We start from the raw sequence: 14141 nt of genomic DNA, 5'->3' as shown, positions 1-14141 counted from the left end.
TACTACACACCCGTGGTATCCTCCCCGTGATGCAGCCTCGTCGGCGCTGGGTCGCGCGCAGTGTCGTCGTCCTCGTCGTCTGTCTGCTCCTCGCACCGGTCGTTACTGCCGCCGTGACCGGCGCCGATAGCACCGAGATCGGCCCCGGAACCGTAACGCGTACCGCCGAGGACGAGACGGTCGTGGGCGTCCAGGGCTGGGTGATCGACGGGGAGACGAACGCGAAGAAACCCGCCCGACTGGTGGCCGCCGATTCGCGGGCACGGACGGCGTGGGTGTACGACGACACCACCGACGGTTCGGACTGGTTCTACGACGTCGACCCGCTTCCCAACGGCAACCTGCTCGTCGTCTCGCCGGGGCTCGGCGGGACGACCGTGTACGAACTCGATCCTCGGAGTCAGAAGCGGGTGTGGGAGCGGCGGCTCCCGATCCACGACACCCACGACGTGGATCGGCTGACCGACGAGGAACTCGTCGTCGCCGCGATGCGCGAGTGGAACCCCGAGACGAAGACGAACCACGACCGGATCTTCGTCTACAACCTGACGACGAACGAGACGACGTGGGAGTGGGAGTTCCGCCACCACTTCCCGCCCCGGACGGACGGCGGCCACCGCGAGGACTGGTCCCACGTCAACGACGTCGACCCCCTCCCCGGAGACAGACTGCTGGTCTCGCCGCGGAACTTCGACCAGGTGCTCGTCGTCGACCGGGAGACGGGCGAGATCGAGATGCGGCTGGGCGCGGACGACCACCACGAGATCCTCCACGAACAACACAACCCCGACTACCTCGTCTCGAACGGGGGAGTGCCGACGATCCTCGTCGCCGACAGCGAGAACGACCGCGTCGTCGAGTACGCCCGCGAGGACGGCGAGTGGGTCCGGACGTGGACGCTCACCGGACTGGACTGGCCGCGCGACGCCGACCGCCTCCCGAACGGGAACACGCTCGTCACCGACTCGCTCAATCACCGCGTGATCGAGGTCACGCCCCGCGGCGACGTGGTCTGGGAGTACGTCGTCACCTGGGGTCCGTACGAGGCCGAACGCGTCGCCCACGGCGACGGCTCCGCGGGGCCGACCATGCGCGACCTCGGCGTCGCCGGCAGCTACGAGGTCCACGGCGGCGTCGGTCTCGATCCGGGGGTGCGGGCCGACGTGCCGGCTGCCCTGCGGCGGACGTTCGCCGGGACGCCTCTCGAGGGAACGGCCGACACCGTGGCGACCCGCTGGGCGCACGTCGTCCCGTGGATCCGACCGATCTGGCTGTCCGACTGGGGTGTCGCGCGCGTTCTCGTCGCGAGCGTCGTCCTCTCCGGCTGGGGGGTCGGGGAACTCGTCGTCGCCCGCCGCCGGCTCGTCGGCCACCTGCGGGCCGCCGCCGACGCGGTGCGACGGTAGCCCCGCGCCGCCGTTCGACGGCGTCGACACGCGGCCCGTCGCCCACACGGATCGATCCGTCACCGATCGTCGTCGCGCCGATCCCGTGCGTGCGCATCTCACGCACGACGGTTGTGGCACCCTCCGGCACATCACCGCCGCCCTCTTATCGCCGAAGACCGTACGAGGAGGCGATGTCACAGCTCATCCTCTACGAACTGCCGGGCTGTCCCTACTGCGCGAAGGTGAAGAACAAACTCTCCGAACTCGGTCTCGAGTACGAGTCGCGCGAGGTCCCACGCTCGCACGGCCAGCGGACCGAGGTCGAGGAGATCAGCGGACAGACCGGCGTTCCGGTCATCGTCGACGAGGAACACGGCATCGACGGGATGCCCGAATCCGACGACATCGTCGCCTACCTCGAGAAGACGTACGGCGGCGCGAACTAACGCTGCCGGCGGCGACTGACGTCCGTCGACGCCTCGGGCGTCGGGTTCTGGCGTGATCGTCTCTGACCGCACTGGAGCCTCCTGCTGGTCAGTGTCGACTCACGAGTATGCGACAGGGAGGGTCCCAGTGTGGGTGGAGCGTGTGACAGTTCTCCCCCTCCCTACCGTCCGGTAGGGACCACTCCCGCTTAATTCTTTCAGCCACCACGTTCGTGGAAACGACTACGTCTCCCCACCGCCGCTCAGACGACTGCGGCCTCGTAGCTCCGTCTGAGCGCGTCGGCGACGGGGTCGAGGTCGTCGGGCGAGACGCGGACGGTGGCCCACCGCTGGACGAGGCGGCCCCCGGCCTCGAACGGCTCGACCGACAGCGACCGTTCGAGGCGCGCTCGCTCGTCGGTCGAGAGCCGCGTGAGCGAGAGGCCCTGTTCTGAGACGACGGCGAATAGGACGCCGTCGGCGACGTAGGAGGGACACCCGAACATGGTCTTGCGGGAGACGCCCGGCCACGCACCGACGAGGTCGTCGACGGCGTCACGGAGCGCCCGCCGGCGTTCTCGTTCTTCGGAGTACATGAGCGGTCCAGACGTCGCGAGCGGGCATAAGGCTGCGTACCATCCACTCACCGAGTGGGCGTGACGGTTTCGCGGCGCTTCGGACCGGCCGGGCGGCGCGGATCGGCGGTCGGGAGCGTGTGGCTCAGGACTCGGCCGGTTCGGTCGTCCGTTCGCGGATGAGTTCGCGGACCGCCTCGGGGTCGTCGATCCCCGCCAGTTCCTCGCACGAGACGATGGCGGTCCGCTCGACGGCGTCGCGCTTCGTCTGCTCCTCGGTGAAGTAGATCGAGCGGGTTCGCGTCACCTCACCGAGCGACGACATGATGCGGGCGCGTTTCTCGGCGTTCCGTGTGAACGGCGAGTGGCCGGTGAGCACGTGCATCCGGCCGCGGCGGTCGTTGTCGCTGTCCTCGGAGACGGCCTTGAACGGGGCGCGCATCGTCGGGTGGACGTCGTACCCCGCCCGCGTGAGGACGGCGACGACGTGTTCGTCGCTGGGGTCGGCCTCGGGGTCGTCGGGCGTCGGCTGGGCCTCGTGCACCTCGTCGGCCCCGTCCATCACCTCGACGGGGTTCGAGAACGGTTGGTCGAACAGCTCTTCGAGCTGGATGGCGACGTCGATGGATGCGTTCATGCCGTCCTCGTACTTCGAGACGGTGCGCCGGGAGACGCCGAGCTCGCTCGCGAGCTGTCCCAGACTCCACCCGCGTTCTTTCCGCTCGTCGGCCAGCAGGTCGCCGTCGATGCTGACGTACAGCCCACCGGGTGCCGCGTAGATGAGTGGGGGGACGTTCTCGACGAACAGATCCATCGCCGTGTCCGGGTTCAACACCGGCACGCCGTGTCTGAAGTAGACGACGCCCGGTTTGAGGTCCTCGTCGCGCGTCCGCAGTCCGATGACCATCGGCGTCGCGTCGAGATACGTCCCGAGACGCCGCATCTCCGCCCCGGTCGCGCCGTCGAAGGCGTCGATGTTCCCGAGAATCTTCAGGAGCACGAGGTCGTCCTCACGGCGGGCCGCCAGATCGAAGCTCTTCGGTCGGATCACACAGCGGTCGCTCACGACGAACCCGGCGTCGTGTAACATCGCGGTGATATTACTGACCAGCGCAGACCGCGACATGGGGATAACTAGGCGACTCCTCGGATATATGTGTTTCTCCCCCCGCACCGAGTCGCGTCCGTCGGTTTGCCCCCACCGGGTCCGGTACGATTATATACTAGCGTCTGCCCAGTCCGACCCGCTCCACCGCGGGCGAAACGCGTTAGTCGCTCGGTCCTGAACGACTCCCGATGACCGTCATCGCGCTCGACGACACCGACTCGCGCGAGCGCGGCATGTGTACGACGTACCTCGCGACGCGGCTGGCCGAGACGCTCGAAGACGCGGACGAACGCGTCGATCGACGCCTGCTCGTCCGTCTCAACCCCGCGGTCGCCCGGAAGACGCGGGGGAACGCGGCGCTGGCGCTCCACACGTCGTGCCCGCCCGCCGACGCGTTCGAACACGCCTGCCGGGCGGTCGACCGGTGGAGCGAACTCGAAGACGATCGGACCAGCCCGGGCGTCGTGGTCGCACCCGGCGACCCCGCCGGTGTTCCCGCCCCGGTCGTGCGATTCGCCCGCGACGCGCTCCGCGATCACCTCTCGCTCGACGACGCCCTCGCGCACGTCGACGAACACGGCTACCGCCAGCGGGGGTGGGAGGGCGGGTGGGGGCGCATCGGCGCGCTCGCCGCCGTCGGCGCCTGGGCCGCGTTCGACGACTGGACCCACGAACACATCTCCTACCGGGCGTTCGAGCGCTGTGGGACCCCGCGTGCGGTCGACGTCGACTCCGTCTTCGCGGCCGCCGACGTGGGCTACCCCACGGTCTGGGACACGGTCGACCGGGTCGAGGGCGAGCCGGTCTGTGTTCCGAACGCCCCCGGACCGATCCTCCACGGGATTCGCGGCGACGACCCCGACGCCTGTCGGGCGGTCGCCGCCCGCATCGAGAGCGAGTCGGTCGACCGCGCCGCGACGTTCCTGACGAACCAGGGCACCGACGCCCACCTCCGCGACGCGGCGGACGATCCCACACTCCGCGACGGCCGCGCGTACCGTGTCTCCGGCGTCGTCACCGACCCGCCGGAGACCCGCCGCGGCGGCCACGTCTTCGTCGGTCTCGCGGTCGACGACGACAGCGGTGGACAGTCTGACGCCGCCCCCGTGGACTGCGTCGCCTTCGAGCCCACGAAACGGTTCCGCGACCGGGTTCGCTCACTCAGAGCGGGCGACCGGGTCACGGTCTGCGGCGAGGTGTCGCGCGGGACGATCAAACTCGAGAAGTTCGCCGTCCGATCGCTCACTCGCACGGAGCCCGCGACGCCGACGTGTCCCGACTGCGGGCGGTCGATGGAGAGCGCTGGCCGCGGACAGGGCTACCGCTGTCGCGACTGTGGCACGACCGGCGAGCGGACGGTTCGAGAACTCGACCGCGACCTCGAATCCGGCTGGTACGAGGTGCCGCCCTGCGCCCGCCGCCACGTCGCCAAACCGCTCGTCCGTGGGGGGTTCGACGCGCCGATCCATCCCGAACGGTGAGCGGCGCGCCCGAGACGCGAACCGAGCGGCTCGGACGCGATGTCGGTAGAATTTTTTACTCGGTACGACCGAGATACGACCGATGGACCACCTCGACGAGATCACGATCGAGGAACTGCAGGCCGCGCTCGACGAGGTCGAGGGCAAGAAGCCGACGCAGCGGCTGCTCGCGGCGATCGCGTACAAGAACGGGATCACGCAGACCGAACTCGCCGAGTGGCACGGCGTCCAGCGACGGACCATCTACAACTGGCTGACCCGACTCGACGCCGACTCGCTCGCGACGGCCGCCGAGGACGCTCACCGGCCGGGGCGGCCACGACGCCTCTCCGACCGCCAACAGGAGGTGCTGCAGCGGTCGCTGCGCCAGCCACCGTCGGACGCGGGGTACGACGAAGCGGCGTGGACGCCGGCACTCGTCCAGCAGTTCGTCGCGGAGCGGTTCGGTGTCGATTACTCGCGCCCCAGCTGCCGGCGGTTCATGGGCGAGGCCGGGCTGCGGTAGCAGGGCACCGGGCGGGCTCGTCCAGGGGCCGCCCGGTGGCGTCGACGGGCCACCGAATCCGACCACGTCCGGGAAGGCACTTGTGAACCGCTCCTCGCTCGTGATTGGCGCGGGCCTGGACGCGGACGGATACAGCCCTGGACGCAGACGGATACGGGCCTGGACGCGGACGGATACGGGCCTGGACGCGGACGGATACAGCCCCGGAAACGGGGCGACGGCGCGAGCCGCGTCAGGTACCGGCCGTCGAGCGCCGAACGTTCATTACGCCGGCGCGGGACGGAGAGGCATGTCCAGCACGGCGTCACTCTCGGAGCCGACCGTGCTCGCCCACGCCAAGCGCCGCCTCTTCCCCGACACCGACGAGCCGGAGACGTACGCCGTCACCGACACGCAGTTCGCGGTTGAGGAGTGGCTCCCCGGCGAGCCGCTCTCGCGCGCGCTCCGGGAACAGCTCGCCCCGTTCAACCACGTCAGGATCGGCTCCGGCTACCCGGATCTCGTCGGGGTCCGACGCCTCGAATCGGCGCTCCTCGCGGTCGACCGCTTCGGCGACCAGCCACCGCTGATCGCCGTCGAGGCGAAAGGGTACACGGGAGCGGGGACCGTCGACGTCGAGCGCGGGATCGTCCAGGCGTACGACCGCCTCCACGAGGCTAACGCCGCCTACGTCGCCGCGCCGACGCCGGCGGTCACACCGTCGGTACGGACGCTGGCACGCGAACTCAACGTCGGCGTGCTCGGTGTCGACGACGACGGGGCGGTGGCGGCGCTCGAGGTGCCCCGCGTCGTCGGGAACCGGACGTCGGACGACGCGACGGCCATCCGGTTCCAGGCCACGGCCCAGGGCGTCGCCGACGCGTCGTTCGGCCTGAACCACCCGAAGAACTACCTCGCGTACCCGCTCGCACACTACCACCCCGACGAGACCGACGCCGTGCTCGCGACACACGTCGTGCGGGCCACCGACGACGCCCGGCGCGGGGCGGCGTTCCTCGGGCTGATCGACGGCGCTCCCCGGAAGACGCTCACGCCGCTCGGCGAGGAGGTCGTCCGATTCGCGCTCCGGCGCTCCGACTCGATCGAGGACGCGCTGGGTGCGTTCGAGGCGTGGCAGGGCTCCCGAAAACGGTTCTGCGACCTCGCGCCCGAGTGGGGACTGCTCACCAGACGCGTCCTCTGGGCGTATCCGGCGACGCGGCTCCTCGTGCGCGAGCTCCAGACGATGCACGAAGACGGGATCGAGACCCCGTCGCTCGTCGACCTCGTCGAGTGGCTCCACGTCCACCACCCGACGTTCACGGTTGAACTGTTCTTCCGGGGCACCGAGGCGGTCCGGTCGCGCGTGTTCGATCAGGACGGCGAGTTGCGCGCCCACGCGCTCGAGGACGGGAGCGTCTACCACGCACCGACCGTCTTCCAGCTGAAGGCGATGCTGTTCCACGGCGGCATCCTCACCGAACGTGGTGCCGAACCCCACCGGCTCGATCCCACCGGAGACGTGTGGCGACTCCGCGAGGCGCTGGACGTCGTCCGCCCGTGTGATCCATAGCCGTCAATAGCCCTCATAGGAGCGATTAACAGCGCGGACGTCCGACCCGGTCACATGAGCCACGAGCCAGTACGATTCGCGTTCGTCTGCGTCCAGAACGCCGGCCGGAGCCAGATGTCGACCGCCTTCGCCGAACGCGAGCGCGACCGCCGCGGTCTCGACGGTCGTGTCGAGATCGTGACGGGCGGGACGCACCCCGCGGACCACGTCCACGACGAGGTGGTCGAGATCATGCGCGAGCTCGACGTCGACCTCTCGGAGCGGACCCCACGCGAGGTCTCGACGGCGGAGCTCGAGGCGTGCGACGTCGTCGCGACGATGGGCTGTTCGACGCTCGATCTCGACGCCGCGGACGTCGACGTGCGCGACTGGGCCCTCGACGATCCCGACGGGCAGGACCTCGACGCCGTGCGCGCGATCCGTGACGACATCGAGGGTCGCGTCGTCGCGCTGTTCGACGAGTTCTTCGGCGAACCGGCACACGAGGAGACGGCGGCCGAATCGGCGTAGTCGCCGATCCGTCTCGCGCGTTCCGTCCCGCTCGCGCCGTTTCACCCCGTCCCCCGCTCGCGCCGCTCTCGCGTCCCACGCTCGGTCCCGCTACCGCCGGACCGTCACCGGGTTCGCCGCCGAGATGAACGGTTCGTCGGCGTCACGCTCGCGGAGCGCGAGCCGTCCGTCCTCGTCGCGACACTGTTCCCAGCTCGGCAGAGTGGGCACGCCGTACTCCGCCGGACAGCCGTACCGAAACGCGATGAGCCACTCGCGGGCGCGCATCCCGGTTCACCCCTCGACCACGACCGTCCCGACCATCCCGGCGGCCTCGTGGGGCACGCAGTAGTAGCCGTGCGAGCCGGCGGTCTCGAACGTGTGGACGTACGACTGGCCCGACTGGACGGCCCCCTCTCCCTCGTCCCAGCCGGCCTCGGCGGCCTCCTGTGAGTCGAAGCCGCCGGACGCCCAGTACGTCGCGTCCTCGGGGATCTCGTCCTCGTAGGCGACCACGTTGTGTGCCTCACCGGCGGCGTGTTCGAAGGCGACCGTGTCGCCCACCTTCACCGTCAGCTCCTTCGGCTCGAAGGCGACGGCCTGCATCTTCACGACGTGGTCGGCGTCCTCGGGCACGTCCTCGACGACGTTCGGGCCGCCCTGCAGGTCCGAGTCGCCGCCCGACTCGCCGCTGTCACCCGTCCCCGCCTCGACGGGTGCCTCGTCGAGTGCGCCGGCGACGGCGAACTGTGCGCGGAGCGTCGCCGCGGCGAACGCCGAGAGCGCCTCGGTCGACAGCGACTCGATGAACGCTCCCAACCGTGCCTCGAACGTCTCGTACGCGCCCCCGTCGGCCTCCTCGAGGAGTTCGTGGACGCGTGCCTCCTCGAAGTCGGCGAAGACGTCCTGGGCGAGCGCTCGTGACTGGTCACCGAACGAGCCGCCGGCAGCGCCGACGATGGCGTACATCGCCGCGACGGCGTCCGCGTTGAACGCCTGTGCGGCGGCGGTGACGTCTCCCCCGCTGGACGCGGCGCTCCGAATCGCACCCAGTTTCGACTCGAACGTCTCGTACAGCTCCTCGTCGGCCCCCTCGAGCGCCTCGTGGAAGCCGCCTGCGCCGGCCTCGAAGCCGGCGAACGCTTCCTGAACGACGGTCGCCGCGCGCTCGGTGCGACCGAGAGCGGCCAGGCCGCTCGCGTCGAAGCCGCGGGCGGCCATGTAGCCCGCCTCGGCACCCGAGACGTGCGCCACGCTCCCCGCTTCGGTCTCGAACTGCAGGAGCGCGTCCATCGCGCCGGCGAGGTGCGCCTCCGCGGCCTGCTCGTCGCCGGCTTCGAGCGCGTCGATGGCGCCGACGAGGTGTTCCTCCTCGAACGTCTCGTACAGCTCCGCGGAGGTCTCTTCGAGGGTCTCGTGGAAGTCGGCCTCGTTGGCCTCGAACGTCTGGAACAGGTCCTGTGCAACCGCTCTCGCGCCGGCCGTGTCGCCCGCTTCGAGCAGTTCGCGGGCGTCGCCGAGTCGCGCACGGAAGTAGCCGGCCTCGAGCACGGCAGGCTCCGGGCCGGAGCCGAGCGCGGTCACGCCGGTCACGAGGCTCTCGTGGACGGCAGAAATCGCCGACTCCACGCCCGGGTCGTCGCCGGCGTCGATCGCCTCGACGAGCGCGGTGAGCCCGTCGTCCTCGAAGCCGGTGTACGCCTCCTCGCTGGCCGCTTCGAGCGCTTCGTGCGCCCGGGCACCCTCGAAATGCTGGAAGACGGACTGGACGGCAGACTTCGCTCGTTCGGGCTGGCCGGCGGCGTAGAGCACCCCGGCGTCGTCGACCCGTGCCCGGTAGAGCGTGAGCGCGGCGGCGTGGGCGAAGTCGGTCGAGGGTCCACCCAGACCCGACAGTGCCGCGGCGTCGAACGCCTCGGCCTGGTACGTCGCGAGGTGACCCGTGCCGGCCACGGCGGGTGTCCCGACGACGGCGTACGATCCCGTAACCGAAGCCGACAGCGCCGCGTCGGCCTCCTCTCGGACGGTCTCGACGTCGTCCGAGCCAGCGGCCTCGACGACCGCCTCGGCCGCGTTCTCGAACGCCCCGTACGACTCCGCGTCGGCTTCCTCGACGAGGTCGTGCACCTCGCTGGCCTCGAACGCTTCGAGCGCGCGCTCGGCGACGGTCGCCGCAGCCTCGGCGTCGACGGGCGCCACCACAGCCGCGTTCTCGACCCGCATCCCCAGCAGCTGCAGGTCGAACGCCGCCGCCGTCGTCGGATCCGTCCGACCCCGAATCGCCGACTGTAGCTGTTGATCGGCGTCACTCGCGGCGTCGCGGGCGTCGTCGAGTGACTCGGACCCGAGCGCCTCACGGAGCTCCCCGAGGTTCGACTCGAACGACTCGTACACCTGTTCGTTCGTCGCCTCCAGCTGCTCGTGGGCGCCCCACTCTCCCGACGATTCCTCGAACCGCGCGAAGACGTCCGCTGCGACGCTCGCCCCGTCGGCGAACTCGCCCGCGGTCCCGAGCGCGACGGCGTCGAACAGCCGGGCCCGCATCGCGTTCCACTCCGCGGCGACGGCGGTCTCGGCGCTCGCCGCCGGCGCGGCGGTCGTCCCGGTCGGCTCCTCCGTCTCTTCACCCGTGGCGCCTCCCGAGGAGCCGCCTCCCCCCTCCGTCCCGACGTCCGTCTCCGTCGACTCCGATTCCGTATCCGACGTGTTACAGCCGGCGAGACTGCCCACCACGAGCGCCGCGCCGGTCGTTCTGAGTAGATTTCGTCTGGTCCGTCGCATAGATTTTAGGCCCACCTAAAACGTGGTAAGGCTTTCGAAGTTTAGGTCGACCTAAAGATCTAGTGACGTCGTCGATCAGGGCCGCGGGCGCGTCATCCGACGGTCGGGACGAGCGGGTCCGCCGGTCCAATATTTTTGGCGAGCCTAAACTATAAGTATCGGTCGGTGGACGTACCGGGTGGCGCTCTCTGCGAGCGTCAGTCCCACGGGAGCGCGCAGCACCCGTGCGCGTGACCCATCGGAGGGGGGGCCCGGAGCGAGACGGGCCGGACGTCACAGAGGGGGAACCGAACCGCTATCGGAAAGGGGGGATCGAGAGGGGAACCGAACCGCTTTTATTTTAGGTCTACCTAAAACGCGACAATGGCTCCCCCGACTCGGTCCCACGGCGACCGGACGGACGATGGATCAGGAACGCCGCGGATCAAGACGTGTGAACGCAGCCCCGGGACGACAGTGTTCCTGGAGGACGGCAACCGGGACGGATGGATCTCGACGGATCACACGGTCGAACCCTGTGAGTGACCTACCCCATACCGCCCGCCTGACGACTCGCGCTCGAGGGCGGGTTCCCGTCTCCACGACGCGCCTTGTAGATACCGAGGAATCCACGGGGAGCGCAGTCCCACGGGCGTCGATTCGGAGCGTCCTGCTCGTAGCCGCTTCCCGATACCGCGAGAAAGAGTGTTCCACGCCGTTGTCAGAGATCTCCGATTTCTGGCTGCCCGCCAGACTACGTCTGGCGACCGCGTTCGCGTCTCTATCCACCCGACACCACACGGGACGCGAGTGTTCGTGCACCCACAGCGGCCCGTCCGTCGAAACGTCACACGACGTGGACTCTCTCGTCGCCACACGCGGATTCATGGCGACGAAGTCCGTCCCTCCACGTTCGCACCTGTATTCGAGCGTCCGCAAGAACGTCTCCCACGCGGTACCCGCATCGGTTCCGAGAACTGCGCGGTCGTCCGTCCAAGCCCTCTGCGTCCGAATCATCCACCGCCACGAAGCCGTATTCGCGGGCGTAGTCGTTCGACAACTCGTGGAGGAGGTCACGGCGTTCGTCTTTCCGTCCAGCGTGGCGTTCGGCCACGACACGGCCCTGTTCCTCCCGATTCACAGACCCGTGCTATTTCCGCGAGAGGGTGCACTGCGCACTCCAGTCGATCGCGTTCGTCGGGCACGTCGAGTGGAGCCTCACGGGGGGATCCGGGCTCGTTGCCGACTCCGAGACGCCGTCGTCGGCCGGTGTCGACGATTTAGGCCCACCTAAAATCCGAAGGAACTATACTCTTTTAGGTTGGCCTAAACCCATGGTGGCGCGATGTCGTACCACGCACCGAATCGGGGGGATCCGATCACACCGCCTCCGTCCCGATCCCACCGGACGGGTTCGCCACCCGAGGTGTGCGATCCGATGACCAGTCGGACGCTCGGGCAGCTCCGGGAGGGGATCGAGGCAGTCGCGTCGATGGACGGCGACTACGTCGTCGGGTGTGCGCGGACGGGGGCTCGGCCGAGTCCGGTCGCCGGTCGTCGGTTCCCGTCGCGACACGCCGCCGCCGTCGCGGCCCGCCTCGCCGGTCACTACCGGGCGTGGCTGCGACGGTACGACCCCGAGACAGCCGTCTACGACCTGGTCGTCTGTGATCCGAGCCGGGCGGCGAGCGACCGTCCGTCGTCGGACGATCACGGCGTCGGCGTGCGGGGGACGCGATGACGAACGACCCTCCCGAGGTCCGGGCTCGCCGCCGGGTCGACGAGGAGTTCTCGCGGACGCGGGAGAAACACCAGGCGCTCGACCGGTTCGCGTCCGCGGTCCGCGCGGTCGACGTCGTCGAGACGGTCGACGTCCGCCGGACGACCGCCGGCGCGACCGTCACGGGGACGGACCAGTCGGCAGGCCGCCGCCAGGTCCGCCGGGCGTTCGAGGAGCACCTCCACCCACTGAGCGGCGACGCGACGGAGGAGCCGGAGACCGTGCACGAGGCCATCGCGACCGAGCTGAGTCGGGACGTCGCCGTCGCGCTCGCGACCACGCCGTCGAACGGGCTGCCGTCGCGACTGAAGCGGGCCGTCCTCGACGAGTCGTCACGACGGCAGCGAGAGATGGCCCTCACCGTCCGCGTGCTTGAGCGTGAACGTGAGTCGCTGACCGGCGCGCGTGACAGCCTCGACGAGGTCCGTGGATGGCTCGACGACCACCGCGACGTCCGGCTGTCGACGCGTGACTTCGACACGCTCGCGGCGTGGCACCGCCGGCTCGACACTCACCGGGAGACGCTCGACGACGTCGCAGCGCGACGACAGCGACATCTCGACCGGTCGACTGCAGCCGACCTCACGGTCGCGCTGTGTCACCGGACGCTGGCGGAGTACCTCTACACCGATTTTTCCTCGACGTTCCCGGTCCTCGACGCGTGTGCCTCGCTCGCATCGACGTGTACGTCGGCGCAACGGACCGTGCGGGCCCACCTCGTCGGGCGGGTGTGAGCCCGCGTGGAAGAGCGCGGGCGCGTCGGTGGCCCCGCCCCGTCACTGTCCGTGCGAAGGACTCGACGGCGGTGCGGACTCCTGTCAGGCGTCGTGACCCGTCGACGCCGTTCCTAGCCGGTCGAACGACCACTTCAGCAGCGGCGGCGCCATCGCCGACGTGACGACGGCCACCCCGAGGATCACCGTGTACAGCTCCGTCGACAGGATGCCGAGTTCGAACCCGATGGTCGCGAGGATGATCTCGATGGCACCGCGAGCGTTCAGCCCGGCGCCGAGCACGAGCGCCTCTCCGCGGCTTCGCCCGACGAGGACCGCTCCGGCGAAGACGCCGGCGAACTTCCCGACGAGCGCGACGCCCACCGCGACCGCGCCGACGACGATCACGGTCGGGTCCGCGAGCGCGGTGAGGTCCGCGCGGAGCCCCGCAACGCCGAAGAAGAGGGGGGCGAACACGCTGACCGTCACCGACTCGAACCGTTCCTCGACGGCCGTGGGGAGTCCCCCTGCCCGCGACAGCACCACCCCGAGCAGGAACGCGCCGAGGAAGGCCTCGAGGCCGACCGCCAGGGCGAGCGCGCTCGTGCCGAGGCCGGCAGCGACGACCACGCCGACCTGCCGGTTCGTCGTGCCGAGCGCCGGGAGCCGCGAGACGGCTCCGGGGACGACGAGGCGCCCCACGACGAGCGCGCCCGCGACGAACGCCGCCAGCACCACGACGCTCCGGAGCGCCGACGCCGGCGCGATCGACCCCTCCCGTGCGGCCTGGACGACGACTCCGAGGACGAGCCAGCCGAGCACGTCGGTCAGGACCGCCGCGGCGACGAGCATCTGGCCGAGTTCCGTCCCGAGCAGCCGCAGGTCGAGGAGGATGCGGGTGACGACCGGGATGGCCGAGATGCTCAGCGCGGTCGCCACGAAGAGACCGAAGACGAGACGGTCGGTCGACGGGCCACGGAGGGCCGCCGGGAGCGCCCAGCCGAAGAGGAACCCGAGTCCGAACGGGACCACCATCCCGAAGACGCCGACCGCAGCGGTGGTGGTGGCGTGCCGTCGGACGAGCCCGAGATCGATCTCGAGCCCGGCCACAACGAGAAGCAAGACGAGACCCACCGAAGCGACTCCGTCGAGGAGCGGTCCCGAGGTTCCGGGGAACAGGTCCGCGTAGAGCGAGGGGAACGCGAGGCCGAGCACCGACGGCCCCAGCACGAACCCCGTGGCGAGTTCGCCGACGACGGCCGTCAGCCCGAGTCGCTCGGTCACGAATCCGAACAGGTGCGCGAGCACGAGGACGACGAACAGCTGTTCGACGAGGAGGAGCGACGCGTCAGGTGCCGACGCCAT

Annotated in this window: 12 protein-coding genes and 1 pseudogene; 8 read left to right on the top strand and 5 right to left on the bottom strand. The window is 70.0% G+C overall.

Annotation, left to right across the window (positions count from 1 at the left end):
* Window positions 1-29 precede the first annotated feature (29 nt).
* Together FZP69_RS21220 and FZP69_RS21215 are read left to right on the top strand one after the other, a co-directional pair.
* Entirely contained in the window at window positions 30-1406 is a 1377-nt protein-coding gene (locus tag FZP69_RS21220) for an aryl-sulfate sulfotransferase (protein ID WP_152043338.1), read from the top strand.
* 173 nt (window positions 1407-1579) lie between these two features.
* Window positions 1580-1834 (top strand): glutaredoxin family protein, encoded by a 255-nt coding sequence (locus FZP69_RS21215; protein WP_152043337.1) that lies wholly within the window; start codon window positions 1580-1582, stop codon window positions 1832-1834.
* Window positions 1835-2076: 242 nt separating this feature from the next.
* Here FZP69_RS21215 and FZP69_RS21210 read toward each other — a convergent pair whose 3' ends face one another.
* On the bottom strand, window positions 2077-2409 hold the full coding sequence (locus FZP69_RS21210) for a TfoX/Sxy family protein (RefSeq protein WP_152043336.1): 333 nt from the start codon (window positions 2407-2409) through the stop codon (window positions 2077-2079).
* 124 nt (window positions 2410-2533) lie between these two features.
* The gene (locus FZP69_RS21205; protein WP_152043335.1) at window positions 2534-3514 is read right to left on the bottom strand and encodes a transcriptional regulator; all 981 of its coding nucleotides are present in this window, start codon (window positions 3512-3514) and stop codon (window positions 2534-2536) included.
* 170 nt (window positions 3515-3684) lie between these two features.
* Here FZP69_RS21205 and FZP69_RS21200 point away from each other — a divergent pair, with 170 nt between their 5' ends.
* From FZP69_RS21200 to FZP69_RS21185, 4 genes and pseudogenes are all read left to right on the top strand, one after another.
* Entirely contained in the window at window positions 3685-4977 is a 1293-nt protein-coding gene (locus FZP69_RS21200; protein ID WP_152043334.1) for a tRNA(Ile)(2)-agmatinylcytidine synthase, read from the top strand.
* 82 nt (window positions 4978-5059) lie between these two features.
* A pseudogene (locus FZP69_RS21195) lies at window positions 5060-5476 on the top strand (helix-turn-helix domain-containing protein); the annotation flags it as partial.
* Window positions 5477-5771: 295 nt separating this feature from the next.
* Window positions 5772-7034 (top strand): hypothetical protein, encoded by a 1263-nt coding sequence (locus FZP69_RS21190; RefSeq protein WP_152043332.1) that lies wholly within the window; start codon window positions 5772-5774, stop codon window positions 7032-7034.
* A 54-nt stretch (window positions 7035-7088) separates the two neighbouring features.
* Window positions 7089-7544 (top strand): low molecular weight phosphatase family protein, encoded by a 456-nt coding sequence (locus FZP69_RS21185; RefSeq protein ID WP_152043331.1) that lies wholly within the window; start codon window positions 7089-7091, stop codon window positions 7542-7544.
* A gap of 90 nt (window positions 7545-7634) precedes the next feature.
* On the opposite strand, the gene FZP69_RS22805 is transcribed toward FZP69_RS21185, so the two are convergent.
* Window positions 7635-7811 (bottom strand): hypothetical protein, encoded by a 177-nt coding sequence (locus FZP69_RS22805; protein ID WP_192918681.1) that lies wholly within the window; start codon window positions 7809-7811, stop codon window positions 7635-7637.
* Window positions 7812-7817: 6 nt separating this feature from the next.
* Complete coding sequence (locus tag FZP69_RS21180) at window positions 7818-10304, bottom strand: DUF5059 domain-containing protein (protein ID WP_152043330.1); 2487 nt, start codon at window positions 10302-10304, stop codon at window positions 7818-7820.
* A 1417-nt stretch (window positions 10305-11721) separates the two neighbouring features.
* Here FZP69_RS21180 and FZP69_RS21170 point away from each other — a divergent pair.
* Window positions 11722-12024: a DUF7552 domain-containing protein gene (locus FZP69_RS21170; RefSeq protein ID WP_152043329.1), complete on the top strand. Its 303-nt coding sequence runs from the start codon at window positions 11722-11724 to the stop codon at window positions 12022-12024.
* Complete coding sequence (locus tag FZP69_RS21165; RefSeq protein ID WP_152043328.1) at window positions 12021-12797, top strand: DUF7260 family protein; 777 nt, start codon at window positions 12021-12023, stop codon at window positions 12795-12797. Before FZP69_RS21170 ends, FZP69_RS21165 begins: the two co-directional genes overlap by 4 nt.
* Before the next feature lie 84 nt (window positions 12798-12881).
* Here FZP69_RS21165 and FZP69_RS21160 read toward each other — a convergent pair whose 3' ends face one another.
* The gene (locus FZP69_RS21160) at window positions 12882-14141 is read right to left on the bottom strand and encodes a cation:proton antiporter (RefSeq protein ID WP_152043327.1); all 1260 of its coding nucleotides are present in this window, start codon (window positions 14139-14141) and stop codon (window positions 12882-12884) included.

The sequence above is a fragment of the Salinigranum salinum genome, assembly GCF_009176545.1.
In the GTDB taxonomy this organism is placed as follows: Archaea; Halobacteriota; Halobacteria; order Halobacteriales; family Haloferacaceae; genus Salinigranum; species Salinigranum salinum.
This window is presented reverse-complemented; position numbering and strand designations above follow the sequence as displayed.